Here is a 21,086-nt window from a genome sequence, read left to right on the forward strand (position 1 = left end):
AGCTTGCGAAGCATCCTCTCACGCCCCAACGAATCGTGCGGCGGTGAGAGGATGCTTCGCAGGCTCAGCATGACAGGAATTGGTCGTGCGGCGGTGAGAGGATGCTTCGCAGGCTCAGCATGACAGACGTTAGACAAACGCTGAATGGTATTCCCTAGAAGTCTTCGTCGAGCGAAAACACGTTGTCGTTGCGCTCGCTCATCACGCCAGCCTTCTGGTACTCGGCTACGCGCTTCTCGAAGAAGTTGGTTTTGCCCTGCACCGAAATCATTTCCATGAAGTCGAAGGGATTCGTAGCGTTGTAAATCTTGGCGCAGCCGAGGGACACCAGCAGGCGGTCGGCCACAAACTCGATGTACTGGGCCATCGTCTTGGCGTTCATGCCAATCAGGCTTACGGGCAGCGCGTCGGTCACGAACTCCTGCTCGATGCGCACGGCGTCGGCGATGATGCTTTGCACCCGCGCCTCGGGCAGCTTGTTTTGCAGGTAGCTGTAGAGCAGGCAGGCGAAATCGCAGTGCAGCCCCTCATCGCGCGAAATCAGCTCGTTCGAGAACGTGAGGCCGGGCATCAGGCCGCGCTTCTTCAGCCAGAAAATGGAGCAGAACGAGCCCGAGAAGAAGATGCCCTCCACAGCCGCAAAGGCGATAAGGCGCTCGGCAAAGTTTTCGGAATTAATCCACTTTAGCGCCCACTCGCCTTTTTTCTGCACGGCAGGCACGGTTTCGAGGGCGTTGAAGAGGTAGTCTTTCTCCTTGGGGTCTTTGATGTAGGTGTCAATCAGCAGCGAATAGGTCTCGCTGTGAATATTTTCCATCATAATCTGGAAGCCGTAGAAGCAGCGCGCCTCGGGCATCTGCACCTCCTGCATGAAGTTCACGGCCAAGTTCTCATTCACAATGCCATCGGAGGCCGCGAAGAAGGCCAGCACGTGCTTGATGAAGTGGCGCTCGTTGTCGTTCAGGTTGTTCCAGTCTTTCTGGTCCTGGCTCAGGTCGATTTCTTCGGCCGTCCAGAAAGAAGCCTGCGACTTCTTATAATACTGCCACACCTCATCGTTCTGGATGGGGAAAAGCACGAAGCGGTTGGGGTTTTCGGCGAGGAGCGGCTCCATAATATTTCGGGGTATTGTTGGCGGTTTTCAGCGTGGAAGACGGCAGGCTAACCCGCATGTTCGGGCAGATGTTTGGCTCAAACGCCAGAAATGCAGCCAGCCTTCCGACACCAAATATAAGCCCGCAAGCCAGGCCAATTGCCCACCCGATTAGCTTTTTTATTCACTCTTTTTTAGCTAAGCCCACATTTTTTTCAGGTCCTTTGCAGCAACTTTTGCCTTATTTATTAGCTGAACTGAAAGGAGAAATCTTCTTCAAAATCAGTCATTTCACTGCCACTTATCCACATTATCACTGTGGATAAACCTACTTGTCCCCAAACCGGCCAATTTACGGGTCGATTTACCCCATTTTTTAATCTTAGCTTAATCTGCGCTCCGTTCACGCGGAGGCCCTTTTGGGACGGCTGACCCCAGCCAGCCAATGATGATTAAGAACTTAGGGTTTGCATTTCCCGAATCAAAGTCGTACTTTTGCCTTCCCATTTCAGAAAAACCCGCGAAAGCTGATGTACGCAATTGTTAACATAGCTGGCCAGCAGACCAAGGTTGAGGCCAACAAATTCGTTTACGCTCACAAACTGGCCGGCAACGTTGGCGACGTCGTAACGCTGGGCAACGCCCTGCTGACCGATGACAACGGCACCATTACCGTTGGTGCTCCCGAGCTGAGCGTAGCCGTAACCGGCACTATCCTCGCCCATGTAAAAGGCGACAAAGTCCTGGTATTCAAAAAGAAGCGCCGTAAAGGCTACCAGAAGATGAACGGCCACCGCCAGTCGTTCACGAAAGTAATGATTAACAGCATCGGCTAAGGCCGAAGTTGAATTATAAATTTTGAGTTATAAATTATAAATTAACTGATAATTTCAGTTGATGAATTAATTCAAAATTTATAATTTATAATTTATAATTCCCCAAAAACATGGCTCACAAGAAAGGTGTCGGCTCGTCCAACAACGGCCGCGAATCGCATTCCAAACGTCTCGGCGTGAAAATTTTCGGTGGTCAGGCTCTCGTAGCTGGCAACATCATCGTGCGTCAGCGCGGCACGGCCCACCACCCCGGTGCCAACGTTGGCATGGGCAAGGACCACACGCTGTTCGCGCTCGTTGACGGCGAAGTGCAGTTCCGCAAGGGCCGCAAAGACCGTTCGTTCGTAACAGTTATTCCCCGCGAAGTAGTATCGGTTCCGGCTTAATTGCCTGTCCCTTCATACTAGAAAAGGCTGCCCCGAAAGAGGCAGCCTTTTCTGCGTTGGGGTAGTCGCAGGAGTGGGAGCGGCTATACTTATAGCCTATCCCAATAGGCGCTAAAGAGCACGTCATGCAGAGCGGAGCGAAGCATCTTTACTGCAACGGTAAATCTGATTACTTGCGCGGTAAAGATGCTTCGCCCCGCTCTGCATGACGTGCTCTTTGAATGGTTCTTAGCGCCGGCTTTGGCGGGAGCTATGCGGCTGGTTCACGAGGTACACGCGCAGGTTGAGTTGGGCGGCCACGTCCCACGGCGGGCGCACGGCGGCATCGGTGGTGTAAGCCGGCGGAGCCTGAATGCCCAGGCCGGCGTTCAAATCGTAGAGCAGGCGGCGGCCCGGCCCCCGGTGTTGCGTACCGCAGAGCACAAACACGCCGGGCGTGAAGCGGGCCGAGGGCCGGGCTTTGCGGCCGCGCCCGCGCACGGCCAGCTGGGAGAGTTCGGCGGTGCCTTCCAGAGCCAGGTAATTGCCCCAGGGGTGGGCGCTGCTGGCTTCGTTGAAGTAGTAGCGGGTACCCACGCTCACATCGGTGGTAGGCGTGGGCAGGGCGGCAGCCCCACGGCGGCCCCATGGGGCGCGGCCGGCCGATATGTCGGCTTCGGCCAGCGCGTAGAGGCTGAAATGGGGCTTCAACCGGTATTCGATGCCAAAGGATGAGGGCAGCACCACCTGCCAGGTGCCGCTGGTACCGGGCAGGCAAAATAGATGCGTGAGCCGCATTCCGGCTTTGAGGGTCAGCTTGGGCTGCGTAGGCGCGGCCGGCAGTGCCGGCACCGACTGAGCGAGGGCCGTTTGGGCATGGGCCACGCCGGTGAAACCGGCGGGCAGGCTGGCGCTCAATACCAACGTCCTTAAAATACGGGCTGCCAACATGGATATGCGGAGAATTTACCTGAAAGGCGCAGAAAGCAGTTTAACCGCAATGGCTTTAACCTTAATTTTCAGCGGTTAAGCAATATCGGGCTTAATCGGTGATTGTCCAACTACCGCTGGCTGAGCAGCGCGAATCGGCAGGCCGAAGCGCATAAATTCCATCTGAAAGTGGGCCGGCAGCTACGGGTGCCGCTGTGGCAGCTTACTGCACCGGCACCAGCGGGTAGAGCACCGGCTTGCTGGGGCTGGCATCCAGCTCCAGGCTGGTGATTTGGATGTTGAGCAGGTAGAGGCCGTCTTCGACTTCATCGGGCACGAAGATGAGCTCGGTGATGGTGGCTTCGCGGCGGGGCTGGGCGGGATACTGCCAGAAGGCGTGGTGGGCCAGGAGCTGGCCGGCGTCTTCTTCGCGGTCTACGCTGGGGAGGTCGAGCAGGAAGTGTTGGACGTTGTTTTCGGCCAGCCACTCGGCCAGGGCGGGCTCGGTGTAGGTGGGGTTGGTGCCGGAGTAGTGGCGCTGGCGCTTGGCCGCGTCGTTGGGCAGGGTGCGGAGGACGAGGGCCTCGGCAATGGCGCGGTCGGGCTGGGCCATGAGGGCGGCCTGCACGTCGGCGAGCATTACCACGAGGTCGCCGTTGGGCTGGGGTGCCGGGGCTACGCTCACCAGCCGGGCCACGAACAGGAAGCGGCGCAGGCACTGGTTGAGCGTAATGGCCGGGTCGGGCGAGATGTGGCCGTAGCACTCGGTGTGCGTGCCGTTGCCGTGCGGCGTGACGTGGATGCGCTGGTAGTTGGTGCTGCCGCCCAGCGCCACGCTCCCCACAAAGCTGCCCACCCGAATGGTATCGAACTGCACGGGCTCGGCCCAGAAGCAGTTTACCTGGTCGTCGCCGGGTTTTAAGGGTAGCGAAATGTCGATGGGCGCGGCGGGGTCGTAGGAGTACTGGCGGCCGGCAAAGGGGAAGGTGGGTTGCATGAGGCAGGATGGATTGCGCGGGAAATTCTCGCAGAGGTACGCAGAGGAAAACGCGGAGGTACGCAGAGCGCTAACTGCCTGAATTTTAATCAAAAGTCAGTTCAGGCACTTTGTAATCAATTGTTGTACAGGATTATGTTTGCTCAGCATGATGCTTCGGTAGCAGCGGCCAGCTTATTCAGAATCTGGCTGATTTCGGCAGCGCGGCTGATGATGATGAGGTGGCCGCCCGGCAGCGGGTACTGGCTGTGCGTGGCTCCGTTGGGCAGTAGCCGGTCGGTGGTGCCGTGGATGCGGATGGCGGGCGGGGTGGCCCGCCCCGGCCATTGCAACAGCCGCGCAATGGCCCACCGCGTGAAAGGAAGGTCGGTATCGCGCAGAATCTGGCGCAGCAACTCGTAGTCGCGGCCATTTTTCACCCCAAAAAACCATTGGGCCACGCGAGGCAGCCGGGGCAGGAGTTGTGGCGGCACCAGATGGTACAGGCCAGTGGCGCGGGCCAGCCACCCCAGCCAGGGCAGCTCTGCGGGCCCCGTGAAGCTGGAAACCAATACAACCCGCGCCAACGGCCGTAGCTGCGCTACTTCCAGGGCCAGCACGCCGCCGAAGGAAACGCCGACCAGCCAGCAGGCCTGCCCCTCGGGTACCGCAGCCGCCAGGCGGGCCGCGTAGGCCGGGAGCAATTCGGCCGGGCCTTGCGGCGGCAGCCAGCGCAAGACGTGTACTTCGCCTTGCAAACGCAAAAACTGAAACACCCGCTCATCGGCCCCCAGACCGGGAATGAGGTAGAAGACGGGCGCGGCCACGGCGGGGGCTAGGTATCGAGGCGCACGAACACGCCTTCGAGGTAGAAGATGTTGTGCGGCTGCGGGTCGTCGGGGTCGTCGTCGTCCAGCTCGCCGTCCTCGGTGGCGGGATAGGTCACGGACAGTTTCAGGGCCACGCTGGGCAGGGGCACGGGCGGCTGGTCGTCGGAATTGAATTCGAGCAGTGCGGGCCAGTTGGCGGCGGCCAGGGCGTCGGCTACTTCTTCTTGGAGGGCTTCGGCACGGGTGTGCGCGAGGTTGAGGAGGGTATCGAGGGCCTTGAAGGGCAGCGCGAGGTGGAAGAAATGGGTATCGTTGTCGAAAAACGTGGTGGCCCACACGGTCACGTCGTCGGTATTATCGAAGACGATAGCCACGACATGAATCTGCTCCACGAAGAAGTCGGCGTCGTCGGCAATGCTGTCGCTCAGTAGTTTGACCACAGATTAGACCACAGATTTAACGGATTTCAACGGATGAAACGGATTTTTTGTGGTTCGGCACAAATGTAAAGCGAAGGCATTAAGTCCGGTCAGTTGAAACCACAAAAAGCCGTTTCATCCGTTGAAACCAGCTTAATCCGTATTCAAATCCGTGGTCTGGAACAGCTCCAGCGTGATGTGGTCGGCCAGGAGCTTGCCCGCGTCGGTCAAGGTAAGCACTTCGTTTTGGATAGTGGCCCAGCCGCTGGCTTGCAGCTCGGCGAGGTAGGCGGCGCGGGTGGCGGGCAGGTCGAGGCCGTGGTGGGTGCGCAGGTGGGCCAGGTCGCAGCCCCGGGCGGTGCGCAGGGTGGTGAGCAGGTACTCGTTGGCGCGGTCGGTGGCGCTGAGCTGGTCGAGGGTCACGGGCACTTCGCCGCGCTCGAGCACGGCGGCCACGTACTGCGGGTTGTTGGCGAGGGTGAACTGGCGGTTCTGGCCGTCGTAGCTGTGGGCGCTGGGCCCGAGGCCGAGGTAGGGCACCCCACGCCAGTAGTTGGCATTGTGGCGGCTCTCGCGGCCGGGCTGGCAGAAATTGCTGATTTCGTATTGCGTGTAGCCGTGGACGCGCATGGCCGCCAGCAGCATTTCAAACTGCGTGGCCACAAACTCATCGGGCGCGGGCTTGAAGGTGCCCTTCTGTAACCGGTGCCCGAAGGCCGTGCCCGGCTCAATGGTGAGCGCATAGGCCGAAACGTGCGGCACCCCCAGCGCAAAGGCATTGGCTAGGTCGGCCTCCCAGATGTGGTGGCCGGGCGCGGGCACCCCGTATATCAGGTCGATGGAAATGTTCTCGAAGCCCGCATCCTGCGCCCGGCGCACGGCGGTTGTCGATTCTTCAGCGGTATGGGCGCGGTTCATCATCCGCAGGTGCGGCTCGTAGAAGCTTTGCAGGCCGATGCTGAGGCGGTTGATACCGGCCCCGGCCAGCTCGCGCAGCTTGGCGGCGCTAAGGTCGTCGGGGTTGGCTTCGAGGGTGATTTCGGCCTGCGGCGAAACCGCGAAGTGGTGGTGAATGGCCGCAAAAATCTGCGCCAGCTCATCGGCCGTGAGCAGGGAAGGCGTGCCGCCGCCGAAGTAGATGGTTTCCAGCGCCACGCCCGCGCCGAGGTAATCGCGCCGCAGCTCAATTTCCCGGAAGATGGCCTCGACCAGGCGGCTTTTCAACCCAAGCGAAGTGCTGAAGTGGAAATCGCAGTAGTGGCAGGCCTGCTTGCAGAAAGGGATGTGGAGATAAAGACCGGCCATGTTTTCAGTTAACAATGAGCAGTTATACTCGTCTCGAAGTAGGGTGCGGGGCCTGCCCCCGCCCGTCGTTGAACGGTATCGTTAAAACAGTGCGAACGACGGGCGGGGGCAGGCCCCGCACCCTACTTCGCTTTTCGCAAGCTACTTCGTGACGAGTATAACAGTGAACCCGATTTGTATACAGAGGTGCCCGCTCAGACCACAAAGATACCGCCTGACTACACGACAGGGCGCAACTTTATCCGGGGGGCTACCTTCGGGAAATTAAACGCTGGCTTTCGCGTTGTGCTTCCGAATGATGAGGTTTCTACTGCGCTTTTGGGTACTGACGCTGCTGCTGGCTGGCCTGAGCAGCCCGGCCGCCCACGCCCAAACGCCCAGCCTCGACCCCAACGTGCCCAACCAGCCCGGCCTGGCCACCCCTACCCTGCCGCCCCGCGCCACGCCGGCCTCGGCTGCCGCCACGCGCCGGGTGCAGGCCCACCCGCGCCTGCTAGTGCTGGAAACCGAAGCCGCCGACCGGCCGGTGCTGCGCCGCTACAAGGTGCGGGCCAGCGTGCCCGACTCCCTCAGTGCGCTGCGCGCGGTGCGGGAGCTGGTGCTGGGCCTGCAAGGCGATGCCTACCTCACGGCCTCGGCCGATGAGCTGCACTGGAGCCGCGATACCGTGCGGGTGCGCCTGTACGTGGGCGAGCAGTTCCGCTGGGCCTACCTGCACAACGGCAACCTCGGCGATGGCCTGCTGACCCGCGCCGGCTACCGCGAAAAGTTCTTCCGGGGCACGCCTTTTGTGCCCGAAGACTGGGTGAAGCTGCAGGAGCGCATCCTGACCGAAGCCGAAAACCAGGGCTTCCCCTTTGCCACGGTCGGCCTCGATTCCATTCACCTGAACGGACACGACATTTCGGGCCGCGTGGTGCTAAAGCGTGGCCGCGTGGTGGTGTTCGACTCGCTCCAGATTTTGGGCAACAGCAAGACCAAGAAGCGTTTCCTGACCAAATACCTCCAGATTTTTCCCGGCCAGCCCTTCAGCCAGCAGCGCGTGGCCGCCGCCGCCCAGCTGCTGCGCCAGCTGCCCTACCTGAAGCTGCGCGCCGAGCCCGAAGTGCGCTTCGCCCTGGGCCGGGCGCGGGTGTACCTGCTGCTCGACGACCGGCCGAGCAACCAGTTCGACGCCATTGTGGGCATCCTGCCGAACGCCAACGCCAGCCAGACCGGTGTGCAGTTCACCGGCGACGTCACCATCAACCTGCGCAACATCAAGGGCGGCGGCAAGCAGCTGGGCCTGCAATGGCGCAAAACCGACGCCATCTCGCAGCTGCTCGATGCGCAGTACGTGCACCCCAATTTCTTCGGCACGCCGCTGGAAGTGTCGGCCACGTTCAACCTCTACAAGCAAAACGAGGCGTTCACCACCACCCGGCCCCGCTTGCAGGTTACCTACCCCACGGCGCGGGCGGGCCGCATCAGCTTCTTTGCCGAGCAGCGGGCCTCGTTTGTTGATGCGCTGAAAGACACCACAGTACTGCCCGCCAACCTCGATTCGCAGTACAATTCCTACGGCTTGTCCTACGCCTGGGCCAACCTGGATGACCTGTTTTTTCCGCACCGGGGCAGCCTGCTGAATGTGCAGTCGGCGCTGGGCACCAAAACCATCACCAAAAATGCCCAGCTGCGGCCCGAGCTGTACGCGGGCATCCCGCTCAGCTCCACGCAGTACTCGTTCGGGCTGCGCGCCGAGCGCTACTTCCCGGTGAAGCGGGCGGGCGTGCTGCTGCTGCGCCTGCGGGGCGAGGGCCTGCTCAATTCGCGCCTTTTTGTCAACGACCTGTTCCGGCTGGGCGGCCTCAATTCGTTGCGCGGCTTCAATGAAAACCAGTTCTATACCAGTTCCTACGCCGTGGCTACGGCCGAGTTCCGGCAGTTCATCGGGCCCGATTCCTACGCGTTTCTGTTTGCCGACCAGGCCTACCTGCGCCACGATATCGACAATGACCGGTTCAATGACCAGCCCACCGGCGTGGGCGCAGGCCTGAGCTTCCGCACGGCGGCGGGGTTGTTTCAGTTCGTGTACTCGGTAGGCCGGGCTAATAATCAGGTATTTGAGCTAAAATCCTCCAAAATTCACTTTGGTCTGACCAGCCGGTTTTAAGCCAACAACTATCGGGCAGGTCGCATAATTGCGCCATTCCGTCTGGAAATTCAGGCGAAATCCCCACTCCCGGCCAGCTTGGCGGGAATTAAAAAAGTTCCCCAAAAACACCGCCAATGTGACTGACATTCAGCGCAGATAAGCCCCGATTCAGATTGGTACATCATTTGTAATAGCAAGTCCGAAGCCGCTCTAAAGCCGGCCCCTTGCCATGAAACTTATCAGCTCGAAATTCATCCATAGCATTGCCCCTCAGCTCGACCTACTCAACACCATTGGTGGTGGGGTGGCCCAGCCGCAGCTCCGCGTAGACCAGCACCCAAAAGGCGTGATTGTACGCGTGGCCATGCCCACTGTAACCGCCGACAGCTTTCGCGTAGTGCTCAACCAGCAGAAGCTCACCGTCTTCGGTGAGTACCGCCACGAGCCCGACGACGAGTTGGCCGCCCCGCTGTTCGTGCAGACCCTGGACCTGCCCGCCAACCTCGACGTGGGCCGCATCGATGCCATTCACGAAGGCCAGGAGCTGCGGGTCCGCATTCCGTTCCTGAACCCAGATGGCCGGCAGCGTGAAATCGACATCAAGCGCAACGAGTAGAGCCAACCGTCACGAGAGCCGGCGGCCAATCATCGGCCGCCGCCTCCGTGGCTGCTCCTCACCACCGCTTTTTATAACGCCGGGACCGACCGGCACCGCAGTCCACTGATATTGCCGGGACCGACCGGCCGAAAACAACCAAATTTCCGGGTTTTAACTCTTGAGCCACCGCCCACAGCGGTGGTTTTTCTCTGGACCACTGATTAGCACGGATTTTAGCGGATTTCACGGATTTTGTAGTCGATTGCAGTCCCAGGGACCAATCAAAAAGGCTCGCCAAATGGCGAGCCTTTTTCGTATTTAATGGATTGATGGCCGACTACAAAATCCGTGAAATCAGCTAAAATCCGTGCTAATCAGTGGTCTCGAATAAAGGGATAATCAGCACGAAGCTCATCAGCACGGCCAGGTAAAACCAGCCCATCATCTGGCTGCGGTAGCGGCGCGGCAGGCGGTTGCTGAGCACCAGCATGGCCGCGATGACCAGGGTGAGGTGCGCCACAAAAAACACCATCGTCTTCACCCAATTGCTCACAATGGTGTTTTCGGGTTGGTTCTGGTTGGCTTCGCCCAGGCCCGAGGTGAGGAACTGCAGGCCGTAGAAGGCCACGGTTTCGAAGGCAATGAAGAGCCCCAGGCCCGCCAGCAGCGCCGGCCCGGACGATTTTTCGGAGACGTCGGCCATGATGCTTACGGGCGGGGGCGGCCCTGCACTTCCGCGCTGCGGGCCTTGATGTACAGCTCCTCGACCTTTGTACGGGCCCAGGGCGTGCGGCGCAAAAACGTGAGGCTGGACTTGATGCTGGGGTTGTCGGCGAAGCAGTTCATGCGCAGGCGCTCATCGAGCTCGGGCCACCCGTAGGCGGCCACGAGGTACTCCAGAATCTGCGCCAGCTTCACGCCGTGCAGTTCGCTGATGAGGTGGCCGGTTTCGTCGCGGGCATCGGCGGCGCGGAGGAAAGACATAGGCGAATTTGGGGGGCTGAAAGCACAAAGTTCGCGAAAAGCCGGGGCCCGGCGCACGATGGCGCCCGGCGCGGCGTTATTTTTGGAGCCATTGCCTATGCCGCCACTGTCCAGCACCGCTTCTGTTGCCCCACCCGCCGCCCGACGGCGGCCGTGGCGGCGCGGCCTGCTGGCTGCCGTTTTGCTGGCCCTGCTGCTGGGCGGCACCTACTACCTGCGCCACCAGGTGCAGCTGAATCGCTACGCCCGCCGGGCCTGGGCCACATTTACTAAGAATGGCCTCACCGGCCGCGAGAAAACCCCGTTGCTGGCCGGCTACTCCGTGCACGGCATCGACGTTTCGTCGTACCAGGGCCGTATCGACTGGCCCGAGGTGGCCCGCAACCGGGTACGGTTTGCCTTCATCAAAGCCAGCGAGGGCGCTACGCTGCGCGACCCGCGCTTTGCCCGCAATTGGCGCGAGGCCCGCAAAGCTGGGGTGCTCTGTGGGGCCTACCACTACTTCCTACCCAGCCGCGACGGCAAGCTGCAGGCCGATTTATTTGCTAAAATAGTCCCCCTCGCCCCCGGCGACCTGCCGCCCGTGCTCGACGTGGAAGCCGCCAATTTCCACGACGTGGCTGTGTTGCGGCGCGAGGTGGCCCGCTGGCTGCGCCTCATCGAGGCGCACTACGGCGTGCGACCCATCCTCTATTCCAACCACAGCTTCTACAAGCGCCACCTCGCCGGGCACTTCGACGACTACCCGCTTTGGCTGGCCCACTACGAAGTGGAGCGCCCCACCCTGCCCCCCAGCAAGTGGATAATCTGGCAGCACTCCGACGAGGCCTACGTGCCTGGCATTCGCGGCGTGGTCGATTTCAACGTTTTCAAGGGCAATTTTGAGTCTTTGCAGGCTTTGCGCATTCCGGCCACCGGGCCGTCGCAGCCGGCCCGCGCTGGCAAGGCCAAATAAAAAAGCCGCCCGGCCCATCACTCCGCAAGGAAGGTGGACCGGGCGGCTGGCCCGCAAGTTGCAAAAACTACATTTTGCCCTTGGTCATCTTGCCGCTGTTCATTTTGCCGCTGTGCATTTTGCCACCTTTGGCTTCCATCTTGTTCTCTTTCATCTCCATCTTCTTGGTCTCCATTTTCTCTTCCGATTTGGATTCCATTTTGCCATCCTTGGCCATCGGCTTAGTACCTTGAGCACTGGCATTGAAGCAGCAGGTAGCAAAAGCGAGGGCGGCTACGATTTTGAGGGACTTGTTCATGGGTTTGTTTGAAAAAATTGGTTATGAGAGAATTACGGCCGAAAGGTTATCACCGAAAATAAAGGTTGGATGAAGTTGAATAGACAAGCCAAAATTCTGCACCTCGGGGTGTTACCCCTTTTGTTTCTGCTGGTCCTGGTGCTGGCTTCCTGCGGCAGCAGCCACAGCGTGAGCAAGGGCACAAAGGGCGCACGGGGCACTACCCAGTCGGGCCTGGGCTCTTACTACGCCGACAAGTTCAACGGCCGGCCCACCGCCAGCGGCAGCACCTACCGCCCCGGCCAGATGACCGCCGCCCACAACACGTTGCCCTTCGGCACGCTCATCCGCGTCACCAATACCCGCAACGGCCGCTCCGTCGACGTGACCGTGACCGACCGCGGCCCGCACACCAAAGGCTACATCGTGGATGTGTCGCGCCGCGCCGCCGTGCAGCTCGATATCATCCAGGCCGGGGTAGTGCCGGTGCAGGTCACTGTCATCCGCGAAGCCGCCGACAATCATTAGGCCGCTGGCCCTTTTTCACTTCTCAATCGTTCACCCCACCCCACCGGCCTCCCTGCCATGAACATCCGCAAAAAAGTAACCTGGACGCTCCCGCCCGCCACCAACCGCTACGCCGCCCTCGACCTATGGGTGCCCGCCGCCGAAGACGAAGACTGGTCCGATGATGAAATCCAGTACGTCATCACCGAAGTAGTGGAAGCCGAAACCGATGCCGCCGGCCTCGAAATCCTGGCTTGGTACAGCAAAATCGTGTAGCGGCAATCAATCCGGCTATTTATCAGGACACTACACCGCCTTCCACTTGCTATTGAAGCAAGCCTGGAGGGCGGCTTTTTTACGTCCATTGGTGCAAAGCAGGGTAATACCCGGAGATAGGCGATACCTGCCAATAAAACTTTGCAACTATTTTTTATTTATAAATCAATTTTTAAATAGTTTATTAAATAATATTTAATTGTATTTTTGACTTGTAAGCATTCATAAAAGTGCTGTTACGCTGCCTGATTCTGCAAAACATATTCAATCAATACAATGACCAACAAGCACTTACTGCCGTCGTTCATTGTCCTGTTAATGGTATGCCTGCTGAATCCAGCCCCGGTTCAGGCAGCTCCGGTTGAAACCCGCGAGGCACCCGCCTACAAAACCGAGCAGATACATGTGAGCAGCCCCAGCAGTCCCGCGCCCGAAATAGGCCTGGGCGGCACTCTTCGCACTCCCTGGGGCGCGGGTCCTTTTCCGGCCATTGTGCTGCTCCCCGATGTGCATTCTCCCGCCCCGGCTGCGGATGACTATAGCCTGCTGAATGCCCTGGCCGACTACCTTACCCGGCAGGGCGTGGCCGTGTTGCGCCTCGATGACCGGGGCACCGGCCACTCAGTGGGAGTGGCCGCCGCTACCTCGGGCACCCAATTGGTGGCCGATGCCCAATCGGCCATGGCCTACCTGCGGGCCCGGCCGGGCATCGACCCGTTGCGCGTGGGCCTGCTGGGCCACGGCGAAGGGGCCAACGTGGCTTTGCTGGCCGGGGCACAAGCCGCCGCGCCAGCTTTCCTGGTAGCATTAGGGGCAGCCGGTGTGAATGGGCAGGAGCTGCTGGCCCGGCAAACCTCACTGGTGAACCAGCCCGGCGAGCCCGATACGGCCCAAATTGCCTGGGCTGCCCAAGTAGCGCGGGCAATGAACGCGGCCCGGCACGAAGCCAAAAAGCTGCTGGCCACCGGGGCCAACCCCGCCCAAACTCAGCTCCGAATTGCCCAGGAGCAGTTGCGCCTCACCACCGAAGCCCGCAAGCGCAACGACGCGCTGTATAAGCGCCAGTACGCGCTGCTCGAAATCATCCGTCAGACGGCCGACAATGCCCAGGCGCAGGCCATCGTGGCCAACATGCTGAAACAGATTTATCCGGCGCTGAGCCCGGCGGCGGCGCAGGCCCGCGCCGGCCAGCTCACCAGCCCGTGGTACCGTACCTTCCTCACGTTCAACCCGCAGGCGGAGCTGGCCAAGGTGGCCTGCCCCACCCTGCTCCTGCACGGCACCGCCGACACGCAGGTGCCCCTGGCCGCTAACCTGCCGGCCCTGGAAAAAGGGCTCAAAACCAATAAGCGCGTGAATGTGCAGAAGCTGGACGGCCTGAACCACGAGTTTCAGGCTCCCCTCAGCGAGCAGGCATTGGCAGCCGGCACCACCGTGCGCCCCACGGCCGCTACCGACGCGCTCGAAACCGTGGGCGAGTGGGTGATGCAGCAGGTGAAATAACCGGCACCATCTGCTATTGCTGAGCCGTTGGGAATGCGCGCATAGCCTCGCGCAGCCAGCATCCGGCCAAAGCCGCCAGCCCACCTACCAGCCCCGCTACGATACCCGCCACCAGCACCAGCACCACCGGGGAGCCACCCAGCGGCAGCAGCTGCGCCACGCGGTGCGCCAGCAAGCCGTCGTTCTGGTAGGCCAGCCAAGCGGCCGGCAACACCCAGCTCAGGCCGCCCCCGCTAAAGCCCGCCCAAAAGGCCACCCGGCCCGTGGGCGCAATGGCCAGCCCTACCACAAACGCCACCACGGCCAGGCTCCACCACGGCAGGTCCAGCTGCACGGCCGAGGCCAGCACGAGAATGAGAATCGGTAAAAGCCAGGGGTTGCGCCAGTTCATATAGGCAAAGTAACGCAGTGGCGGCAATAAAAGAACATCTATAAAAGGACCGTCATGCCGAGCGCAGCTGAGGCATCTCGCGTGTGGCAGTAACTCAATCGGTTGGATTACTACCACCCGCAAGATGCCTCGGCTGCGCTCGGCATGACGTCCTCTTATGCCTCAAGCTGCTCGCTCAAGCTGCTGCCAACACCTCCGGGTCATTATTCGCCGGCGAGTTTACCCGTTTGCTGATGACGTATTCCCGCATGACGGCCGCGTCGTAGGGCAGCAGGAGCTGCTGGTGAGCTGCCAGCCCCAGACCATCATCGAGCCAGGCGTGCTCGGCGGCGCGGGTGGGCAGGATGACGGGCATGCGGTTGTGGATATTGGCCATCAGCGCGTTGGGCTCGGTGGTGATGATGGTAAAGGTGGGGTGCAGCTCGCCGGTGGCGCGGTCCAGCCACTCGTCCCAGAGGCCGGCGAAGGCGAAGGGCTGCTCGTCGCGCAGTAGAATGCGGTGCGGCACCTTGCCGGCGGGCGTGGCCTGCCATTCAAAAAAGCTGTCGGCCAGCACCAGGCAGCGCCGCCGCCCCAGCAGTTGCCGGAAACTGGGCTTTTCGGCCAGCGTTTCGGCCCGGGCATTGATGGGCTTGGGGCCGGCGCCTGGGTCTTTGCTCCAACTGGGCACCAAGCCCCAGCTCAGCAGCTGAATCTGGCCGGGGGCGGCATTGGTGATGATGGGCAGCCGCTGCGAGGGCGCGGCATTGTAGGTAGTAGGCGCGGGCTCGGTGAACTTGGCGTCGAAGCGCTTTTCAGCAGCGGGCGCGGGGGCGATGAAGGTATAGCGACCACACATGGCGGGGTAGTGGGTTGATGGGTTGATGAAAACCGGCTGTCATCCTGAACGCAGTGAAGGACCTTATCACGCTCGGACGAGTCGTTTATACGACAATCGTTCAAGCGTGATAAGGTCCTTCACTGCGTTCAGGATGACAGCCAAAAAATTTCCGCCCCTATCCCCCGTCCTTATGCCTTGTACAGCAGCTCGTAGTACTCGCGGGCCATACGGCCGGACTCAAACTCGGGCTCCACGTCCTTCATGGCGGTTTTCACCACTTTCAGGAAGTTTTTGGGCTGGTCGTAGTAGAGCGGCAATACGCTGTTTTCGAGCACGTCGAGCAGGGCGGTGGCTTCGGAATCGTCCTTCACGTTGTCAGGCAGGGTCACGTCCACAATCGGAATGAGGAAGCCGTTTTCGCCGTCGCGGCAGAATTCGGGAATCCAGCCGTCGGCGATGCTCAGGTTCACGCTGGCGTTCATGGCGGCGGTCATGCCGCTGGTGCCGCTGGCTTCGCGCGGGAAGCGGGGCGTGTTCAGCCAGATGTCGGAACCCTTTTTGAGAGCAGCCGACAGGCCCAGCTCGTAGCCCGTCAGTACGGCGCAGTTCTTCAGACCAGCCGTGCGCTTGATGATTTCATTAAACAACGCCACCGCGCCGAAGTCCTTCGGGTAGGGCTTGCCGGCCCAAATCATCTGAATCGGGTGCTTGGCGCTGCTGGCCAGCTCCACGAAGCGCTCGAAGTGGCGCAGAATGAGGTCGGCGCGCTTGTAGGCAGCAAAGCGGCGGGCCCACACAATGGTGATAACATTGGGGTCGAACACGTTGCCGGTCTGGTCGGCCACAATCTTGAACAGGTCCTTTTTCAGCTCCTGCTTGCGGGCCAGCAGGGCGGCGTCGTCCTTGGCCTTGAGGGCGGCGGCCAGCTGCGGGTCGCGCCAGTAGCTGCCGTTCTGGCTGTTGGTGATGGGGATGATGGGGCAGATGCCCTCGTAGTGGCCCCACATTTCGTTGGCAACGGTGCCGTGCACCTTGCTCACGGCGTTGGCCTTACGGGCGAAGCGCAGCGCGGTGAGGGTGTAGTTGAGCGTATCGCCGTGGCCGATGCGGGCCACGCGGCGCACTTCCTCTTCGGGCACGCTGCCGAAAAAGGTCATGTCGGTGAGCAGCTTCATGGGGCGCTCCTCGTTGCCGGCCAGCTCGGGGGTGTGCGTCGTGAACACGAGGCGCTTCTGCACCTCGGCCAGGTCGCGGCCGTGCTTTTCGTAGAGGTAGAACGCCAGCGGCAGGCCGTGGCCCTCGTTAAGGTGGTACACGTCGGTTTTGCGCCCGAGCTCATCGAGCAGCTTGCCACCGCCCACGCCCAGCAGGATGCTCTGGGCCACGCGGGCCGCCGAGTCCGGGTCGTAGAGGTGGTGCGAGATGGTGCGCGAGAGGTAGTCGTTTTCGGGAATATCGGTGGTCAGGAAGAACATCGGCACCGTGCCGAACACCTCCGGGGCCAGGTATAGCGCCTTCACCTGCACATCGGCCCCGTGGATGGTGATGGGGAAGATGATGCCCGTGTCCTCCAGAAAGGAGTAGTGCTTGTGGCGGAACTCGGCGCGCATGCTCTGCTCGGCGTCGCGGTCCTGGTCGTAGTAACCGAACGTCCACAGGATGCTGATGCCCACCAGGTTCTGCTTCAGCTCGAAGCCCGAGCGCATGTGCGAGCCAGCCAGGAAGCCCAGGCCGCCGGAGTAGGTTTTCAGGGCCTGGTCGACGGCGAACTCCATCGAGAAATACGCGGCAGCCGTCTTGTACTTGGCGGCGGGCGTGTAGGGTTTAAAAGTGAAAGCCATTTATTGAAGGGTAAGGCGTGGGCCGGGGCCCACGCCAAAATGGAAATTTCGGGTTGAGAAAAAGGAGCGCAGCCCCAAAGGCCACTTCCATTGAAAGCGCAAGGTCCGAAGCATTCCGGAAAAATCGCAACCCCCTGATATTGAGGCACGACTTACGCAAACGTTAGCATTTGGCCCAACGCCTACACTGTCAAGGCAATATCAGCCAGCGCTTTACTACCAAATTTTCTTCGCGGCCGGCACAAAGAGCCAGTTTCTCAGTTCCGTAGCCCTGCTTTCGTCTTGCCAACAGCTCAGCCCATTCACATACCCAAACTCAAAGATGAATAAATAATGAATTTTTAAATTATAACAATATTTTTTCTGATATTAATAAAATCGACCGCAGGAAAAGGTGTTTAATTGATGATACTTCAAAAAATGCCACAATCTTTTAACACACATTATTGCAATTGCCCCTGCTGACTACTCTAGCTTTGGGGCTTTGTTACCAACATTTAACCCATTGCATCCCATGCGTCTGACACTTTCTGTTCGCTACATGGTGGCCCCCTTGCTGGGCGCTATCCTGTTTGCCGGCTGTTCAAAATCGGAGCTTACCCCGGAGGCCCCGGCGGCGGCCACCGCGTTGCAAAACGTGTCGGCACCGGGCTTCCCCGAAGGATTTGAAACGGGCACCAAAACGGCTTACACCGCGGGCAGCGTCACCCTGGGCTCGGGCTCGTGGACGCTGAACGATGCCCTCATCGGCAATACGACATCCGATGCCCACACCGGCACCTGGTCGGCCCGCGTGCGCAATAGCGGCATGCTGAGCATGAACTTCGACCTGACCGGCGGCGCGGGCGTGGTCACGGTGGGCCACGCCCTCTATGGCACCGATGCCAGCGGCACCTGGGAGCTGTGGGCCAGCGGCAACAGCGGCAGCAGCTACGCCAAAGTGGGCAGCACCATCACCACCAGCAGCACCGCGCTCAGCACGGCTTCCTTCACGGTAAACCTGGCCGGCACCGTGCGCCTGCAGGTGCGCAAAACCGACGGCAGCACCAACCGACTGAACTTTGATAACATTACCGTGGAAAGCTACAGCGGCGGCGGCGGCACACCTCCTCCTACCGGCAGCAAGAAATTCCTGTTCGATGCCAGCCATGCCGAAACGGCCGGCAACGCCGACTGGGTGCTGGATGTAGATGCCGGCGTGGTGCCGCGCTACCCCACGCCAGCCGCGTCGGGCATCACGGCCAGCACGCCGGAAACTTACTGGACGGCCGCCCTCTCCTCGTGGGGCGTGGCCCTGGTGAAGCTGGGCAACTCGGTGGAGAACCTGCCTACGGGCACGGCCATCACCTACGGCAATGCCTCGAACCCCCAGGATTTGGCCAACTACAACGTATTTGTGGTAGATGAGCCCAACACGCTGTTCACGGCTACTGAGAAAACGGCCATCATCAACTTCGTGAAAAACGGCGGTGGCCTGTTCATGATTTCCGACCACACCATCTCGGACCGCAACAACGACGGCTACGATTCGCCCGCCATCTGGAACGATTTGATGACCAACAACACGGTGCAGGCCAACCCCTTCGGCTACAGCATCGCCCTCACCAACATTTCGGAAACCACCAGCAATGTGCTGGCCAGCAGCACCAACCCCATCCTGAACGGTTCGCAGGGTGCCGTGACGCAACTCAAGTTCTCGAACGGCGCCACGATGACCAAAACCACGGGCTCGCAGGCCACGCCGCTGGTTTGGCAGACTACCGCCAGCCAGGGCAACACCAACATCATGCTGATGAGCAGCACCTACGGCACGGGCCGCGTGGTGTGCATCACCGACTCGTCGCCGGCCGACGATGGCACCGGCAGCCCCGGCAACACCGTGTACCCCGGCTGGACTGAAATCGCCAGCCACGCCAAGCTGCACCTCAACGCCTCGCTCTGGCTCGCCCAGCAGTAGTAAGCTTTATCGCTGCATTTGAATGGTGAAAGCCCGCTCCCGGATTTGGGGGCGGGCTTTTTCGTGGGCTTGCTATGGGCAAAAAATATATTCCAAAAGTGGAAACGGTTGCGCATCAGCGCCCTTCCGGGAATGCCGTACTTTTGGTCCTACGGTTGTTTTTGCGCTCTTTTTACTATGAAATTCCCACCCTTTTTGCTGGCTGCGGCGGTGCTGCTGCTGCCCTTTTCATCATCCGCCACGACTGGCCCGGCCAGCCCGGCAGCAGGGCCCAACGCTACTGCCAAAGCCGCCCCGGCCGTCCGCATCGACCCCACTTACTGGTGGGTGGGCATGAAGAACCCAAAGCTGCAGCTGCTGGTGAACGCGCCCGGCATTGGGAACACAATGGCTATTCTGGCTGCCTATCCGGGCGTGACCATTGAGAGCCAGCAAAAGCTGGAGAGTGCCAATTACCTCATCATTAATCTGATTATTGCCCCCGCTACCAAGCCCGGCCTGCTGAAGCTGGGGCTGAAAAGCGGCAACACCTACCGCCCCTACACCTACGAGCTGCGCGCCCGCAACACCGACCCGCAGCGCACGCAGGGCCTCACGCAGGCCGACTTTATCTACATGCTGATGCCGGACCGGTTCTCGAACGGCGACCCGAAGAACGACGTGGTGAAGGGCACCCGCGTGAACCACATCGCCCGCGACTCGATGTACGCCCGCCACGGCGGCGACCTGCGCGGCATTCAGAACCACTTTGACTACTTTAAGAAGCTGGGGGCCACGGCCATCTGGCCCACGCCGGTCATCGAAAACGACATGCCCAAGGCCAGCTACCACGGCTACGCGGTGACGGACTGCTACAAAATTGACCCGCGCTACGGCACCAACGCCGAGTACCAGCAATTTGTGAAAGCGGCCCACGCCGACGGCCTGAAAGTGGTGCAGGACATCGTGCTCAACCACTGGGGCAGCTACCACCACCTATTCCTGGATAAGCCGGCGGCCGACTGGTTCCACGCCTTCCCCACCTTCACGCGCAGCAACTACAACGCCTTCGCCCTGAACGACCCCTACGGCTCGAAGCGCGACTACACCTTGTTTAATGATGGCTGGTTTGATACCACCATGCCCGATGTGAACCAGGGCAACCCACTAGTGGCCACTTACATCATCCAGAACTTTCTGTGGTGGGTGGAATCGACGGGTATCGATGGGTATCGCATTGACACCTACCCCTATTCCGAGCCAAATTTCCTGATGGCCTGGGGCAAGGCCATTGCCGACGAATACCCCAAGCTGGCGCAGTTCGGCGAAGCCTGGGAGGGCACCGAGGCCGAGCAGGCCTTCTTCGCCCAGAACATTCTGCCGCCGGTGAATGGCTTTAAATCGAACCTGCCTGGCGTGTTGGATTTTCAAATCAGCTTCGCGATTTCGGACGCGCTCAAAACCGAAAACGGCGACCTGAGCAAGCTCTACCACGCCCTACAGGGCGACTGGCTGTACGTGGATGCCACCCGCAACGTGCCCTTCCTCGACAACCACGACATGAGCCGCTTCTACTCGGTGATTGGGGAGGACTTTGGCAAGTTCAAAACCGGTATTGCCTGGCTGCTCACCCTGCGCGGCACGCCCCAGCTCTACTACGGCACCGAGGTGCTGATGAAGAACTTCTCGAACCCCGACGGCAAGGTGCGCGAGGACTTCCCCGGCGGGTTTGCGGGGGATAAAACCGACTATTTTTCGGCACGGCCGGGCCAGGCCGGTGAGGCGTTCGATTACGTGAGCAAGCTGGCTTTGTATCGCAAGGCGCACCCCGTGTTGAGCTCCGGCAAGCTGATGCAGTTTATCCCGCAGGATGGGGTGTACACATACTTCCGGTACGACGATGGCGCATGCGTCATGATTATTGCCAACAACACCAAGGACGAGAAGAAAGTGGACGGAACGCGGTTTGCGGAGCGGTTTGCCGGGTTTTCGTCGGGCGTGGAGGTAGTGAGCGGGGCGGTGATTTCGGATTTGAATACTTTGCGGGTGCCGGCCCACACGGCCTGGGTGGTGGAATTACGGAAGTAATTCGTTCTTTAACTCTTAGCCC

The 21,086-nt window shown here is 60.4% G+C and carries 23 protein-coding genes; 11 read left to right on the forward strand and 12 right to left on the reverse strand.

The window, feature by feature from the left end; all coding sequences use genetic code 11:
- Positions 1–154 precede the first annotated feature (154 nt).
- Positions 155–1,114 (reverse strand): ribonucleoside-diphosphate reductase small subunit, encoded by a 960-nt coding sequence (locus tag HBN54_RS01570; protein ID WP_168671386.1) that lies wholly within the window; start codon positions 1,112–1,114, stop codon positions 155–157.
- Between the two features lie 17 nt (positions 1,115–1,131).
- On the opposite strand from HBN54_RS01570, the gene HBN54_RS01575 reads away from it, so the two are divergent.
- The 3 genes from HBN54_RS01575 (at position 1,132) to rpmA (ending at position 2,315) form a co-directional block, all read left to right on the forward strand.
- Complete coding sequence (locus HBN54_RS01575) at positions 1,132–1,419, forward strand: hypothetical protein (RefSeq protein WP_210427901.1); 288 nt, start codon at positions 1,132–1,134, stop codon at positions 1,417–1,419.
- Positions 1,420–1,623: 204 nt separating this feature from the next.
- A complete protein-coding gene (rplU, locus tag HBN54_RS01580; RefSeq protein ID WP_168671388.1) occupies positions 1,624–1,929 on the forward strand; it encodes a 50S ribosomal protein L21 in 306 nt (101 codons plus the stop codon).
- A gap of 110 nt (positions 1,930–2,039) precedes the next feature.
- Positions 2,040–2,315, forward strand: a complete 276-nt coding sequence (gene rpmA, locus HBN54_RS01585; RefSeq protein ID WP_168671389.1) for a 50S ribosomal protein L27 — start codon at positions 2,040–2,042, stop codon at positions 2,313–2,315.
- 228 nt (positions 2,316–2,543) lie between these two features.
- Here the strand turns inward: rpmA and HBN54_RS01590 are convergent, their stop codons facing one another.
- The 5 genes from HBN54_RS01590 to hemW form a co-directional block, all read right to left on the reverse strand.
- Positions 2,544–3,245 (reverse strand): hypothetical protein, encoded by a 702-nt coding sequence (locus HBN54_RS01590; RefSeq protein WP_168671390.1) that lies wholly within the window; start codon positions 3,243–3,245, stop codon positions 2,544–2,546.
- Positions 3,246–3,447: 202 nt separating this feature from the next.
- Entirely contained in the window at positions 3,448–4,221 is a 774-nt protein-coding gene (locus HBN54_RS01595; RefSeq protein WP_168671391.1) for a cyclase family protein, read from the reverse strand.
- Positions 4,222–4,364: 143 nt separating this feature from the next.
- A complete protein-coding gene (locus tag HBN54_RS01600) occupies positions 4,365–5,027 on the reverse strand; it encodes an alpha/beta hydrolase (protein ID WP_168671392.1) in 663 nt (220 codons plus the stop codon).
- Between the two features lie 8 nt (positions 5,028–5,035).
- Positions 5,036–5,470 carry a hypothetical protein gene (locus HBN54_RS01605; protein ID WP_168671393.1) on the reverse strand — a complete coding sequence of 145 codons (435 nt, stop codon included), beginning with the start codon at positions 5,468–5,470 and terminating at the stop codon, positions 5,036–5,038.
- A gap of 132 nt (positions 5,471–5,602) precedes the next feature.
- Positions 5,603–6,754, reverse strand: a complete 1,152-nt coding sequence (gene hemW, locus HBN54_RS01610; protein ID WP_168671394.1) for a radical SAM family heme chaperone HemW — start codon at positions 6,752–6,754, stop codon at positions 5,603–5,605.
- Between the two features lie 295 nt (positions 6,755–7,049).
- On the opposite strand from hemW, the gene HBN54_RS01615 reads away from it, so the two are divergent.
- The gene (locus HBN54_RS01615; protein ID WP_168671395.1) at positions 7,050–8,906 is read left to right on the forward strand and encodes a BamA/TamA family outer membrane protein; all 1,857 of its coding nucleotides are present in this window, start codon (positions 7,050–7,052) and stop codon (positions 8,904–8,906) included.
- Between the two features lie 211 nt (positions 8,907–9,117).
- Positions 9,118–9,504, forward strand: coding sequence for an Hsp20/alpha crystallin family protein (locus HBN54_RS01620; RefSeq protein WP_168671396.1), 387 nt, complete (start codon positions 9,118–9,120; stop codon positions 9,502–9,504).
- A 352-nt stretch (positions 9,505–9,856) separates the two neighbouring features.
- On the opposite strand, the gene HBN54_RS01625 is transcribed toward HBN54_RS01620, so the two are convergent.
- A complete protein-coding gene (locus HBN54_RS01625; RefSeq protein WP_168671397.1) occupies positions 9,857–10,189 on the reverse strand; it encodes a hypothetical protein in 333 nt (110 codons plus the stop codon).
- Between the two features lie 5 nt (positions 10,190–10,194).
- The gene (locus HBN54_RS01630) at positions 10,195–10,470 is read right to left on the reverse strand and encodes a VF530 family protein (protein ID WP_168671398.1); all 276 of its coding nucleotides are present in this window, start codon (positions 10,468–10,470) and stop codon (positions 10,195–10,197) included.
- Between the two features lie 97 nt (positions 10,471–10,567).
- On the opposite strand from HBN54_RS01630, the gene HBN54_RS01635 reads away from it, so the two are divergent.
- The gene (locus HBN54_RS01635) at positions 10,568–11,425 is read left to right on the forward strand and encodes a glycoside hydrolase family 25 protein (RefSeq protein WP_168671399.1); all 858 of its coding nucleotides are present in this window, start codon (positions 10,568–10,570) and stop codon (positions 11,423–11,425) included.
- A 67-nt stretch (positions 11,426–11,492) separates the two neighbouring features.
- On the opposite strand, the gene HBN54_RS01640 is transcribed toward HBN54_RS01635, so the two are convergent.
- Positions 11,493–11,723: a hypothetical protein gene (locus HBN54_RS01640; protein ID WP_168671400.1), complete on the reverse strand. Its 231-nt coding sequence runs from the start codon at positions 11,721–11,723 to the stop codon at positions 11,493–11,495.
- Positions 11,724–11,843: 120 nt separating this feature from the next.
- On the opposite strand from HBN54_RS01640, the gene HBN54_RS01645 reads away from it, so the two are divergent.
- The 3 genes from HBN54_RS01645 (at position 11,844) to HBN54_RS01655 (ending at position 13,988) form a co-directional block, all read left to right on the forward strand.
- Complete coding sequence (locus HBN54_RS01645; RefSeq protein WP_235955338.1) at positions 11,844–12,230, forward strand: septal ring lytic transglycosylase RlpA family protein; 387 nt, start codon at positions 11,844–11,846, stop codon at positions 12,228–12,230.
- A 57-nt stretch (positions 12,231–12,287) separates the two neighbouring features.
- A complete protein-coding gene (locus HBN54_RS01650; RefSeq protein WP_168671402.1) occupies positions 12,288–12,485 on the forward strand; it encodes a hypothetical protein in 198 nt (65 codons plus the stop codon).
- A 276-nt stretch (positions 12,486–12,761) separates the two neighbouring features.
- Positions 12,762–13,988: a serine aminopeptidase domain-containing protein gene (locus HBN54_RS01655; RefSeq protein ID WP_168671403.1), complete on the forward strand. Its 1,227-nt coding sequence runs from the start codon at positions 12,762–12,764 to the stop codon at positions 13,986–13,988.
- A gap of 13 nt (positions 13,989–14,001) precedes the next feature.
- Here HBN54_RS01655 and HBN54_RS01660 read toward each other — a convergent pair whose 3' ends face one another.
- From HBN54_RS01660 to glgP, 3 genes are all read right to left on the reverse strand, one after another.
- Positions 14,002–14,379, reverse strand: coding sequence for a hypothetical protein (locus tag HBN54_RS01660; RefSeq protein WP_168671404.1), 378 nt, complete (start codon positions 14,377–14,379; stop codon positions 14,002–14,004).
- Positions 14,380–14,554: 175 nt separating this feature from the next.
- On the reverse strand, positions 14,555–15,217 hold the full coding sequence (locus HBN54_RS01665; protein WP_168671405.1) for an SOS response-associated peptidase: 663 nt from the start codon (positions 15,215–15,217) through the stop codon (positions 14,555–14,557).
- A 170-nt stretch (positions 15,218–15,387) separates the two neighbouring features.
- On the reverse strand, positions 15,388–17,040 hold the full coding sequence (gene glgP, locus HBN54_RS01670) for an alpha-glucan family phosphorylase (RefSeq protein WP_168671406.1): 1,653 nt from the start codon (positions 17,038–17,040) through the stop codon (positions 15,388–15,390).
- 514 nt (positions 17,041–17,554) lie between these two features.
- On the opposite strand from glgP, the gene HBN54_RS01675 reads away from it, so the two are divergent.
- The gene (locus HBN54_RS01675) at positions 17,555–18,997 is read left to right on the forward strand and encodes a hydrolase (protein WP_168671407.1); all 1,443 of its coding nucleotides are present in this window, start codon (positions 17,555–17,557) and stop codon (positions 18,995–18,997) included.
- Positions 18,998–19,174: 177 nt separating this feature from the next.
- Complete coding sequence (locus HBN54_RS01680) at positions 19,175–21,064, forward strand: alpha-amylase family glycosyl hydrolase (RefSeq protein WP_168671408.1); 1,890 nt, start codon at positions 19,175–19,177, stop codon at positions 21,062–21,064.
- Positions 21,065–21,086: the final 22 nt, after the last annotated feature.

Source organism: Hymenobacter artigasi, assembly GCF_012275535.1.
Classification (GTDB): Bacteria; Bacteroidota; Bacteroidia; order Cytophagales; family Hymenobacteraceae; genus Hymenobacter; species Hymenobacter artigasi.

Coding starts and splice junctions, on each gene's coding strand:
- HBN54_RS01570 (WP_168671386.1), bottom strand. CDS start 1,114: ATGGAGCCGCTCCTCGCCGAAAACCCCAACCGCTTCGTGCTTTTCCCC.
- rplU (WP_168671388.1), top strand. CDS start 1,624: ATGTACGCAATTGTTAACATAGCTGGCCAGCAGACCAAGGTTGAGGCC.
- rpmA (WP_168671389.1), top strand. CDS start 2,040: ATGGCTCACAAGAAAGGTGTCGGCTCGTCCAACAACGGCCGCGAATCG.
- HBN54_RS01590 (WP_168671390.1), bottom strand. CDS start 3,245: ATGTTGGCAGCCCGTATTTTAAGGACGTTGGTATTGAGCGCCAGCCTG.
- HBN54_RS01595 (WP_168671391.1), bottom strand. CDS start 4,221: ATGCAACCCACCTTCCCCTTTGCCGGCCGCCAGTACTCCTACGACCCC.
- hemW (WP_168671394.1), bottom strand. CDS start 6,754: ATGGCCGGTCTTTATCTCCACATCCCTTTCTGCAAGCAGGCCTGCCAC.
- HBN54_RS01615 (WP_168671395.1), top strand. CDS start 7,050: ATGATGAGGTTTCTACTGCGCTTTTGGGTACTGACGCTGCTGCTGGCT.
- HBN54_RS01620 (WP_168671396.1), top strand. CDS start 9,118: ATGAAACTTATCAGCTCGAAATTCATCCATAGCATTGCCCCTCAGCTC.
- HBN54_RS01625 (WP_168671397.1), bottom strand. CDS start 10,189: ATGGCCGACGTCTCCGAAAAATCGTCCGGGCCGGCGCTGCTGGCGGGC.
- HBN54_RS01630 (WP_168671398.1), bottom strand. CDS start 10,470: ATGTCTTTCCTCCGCGCCGCCGATGCCCGCGACGAAACCGGCCACCTC.
- HBN54_RS01635 (WP_168671399.1), top strand. CDS start 10,568: ATGCCGCCACTGTCCAGCACCGCTTCTGTTGCCCCACCCGCCGCCCGA.
- HBN54_RS01640 (WP_168671400.1), bottom strand. CDS start 11,723: ATGAACAAGTCCCTCAAAATCGTAGCCGCCCTCGCTTTTGCTACCTGC.
- HBN54_RS01650 (WP_168671402.1), top strand. CDS start 12,288: ATGAACATCCGCAAAAAAGTAACCTGGACGCTCCCGCCCGCCACCAAC.
- HBN54_RS01655 (WP_168671403.1), top strand. CDS start 12,762: ATGACCAACAAGCACTTACTGCCGTCGTTCATTGTCCTGTTAATGGTA.
- HBN54_RS01660 (WP_168671404.1), bottom strand. CDS start 14,379: ATGAACTGGCGCAACCCCTGGCTTTTACCGATTCTCATTCTCGTGCTG.
- HBN54_RS01665 (WP_168671405.1), bottom strand. CDS start 15,217: ATGTGTGGTCGCTATACCTTCATCGCCCCCGCGCCCGCTGCTGAAAAG.
- glgP (WP_168671406.1), bottom strand. CDS start 17,040: ATGGCTTTCACTTTTAAACCCTACACGCCCGCCGCCAAGTACAAGACG.
- HBN54_RS01675 (WP_168671407.1), top strand. CDS start 17,555: ATGCGTCTGACACTTTCTGTTCGCTACATGGTGGCCCCCTTGCTGGGC.
- HBN54_RS01680 (WP_168671408.1), top strand. CDS start 19,175: ATGAAATTCCCACCCTTTTTGCTGGCTGCGGCGGTGCTGCTGCTGCCC.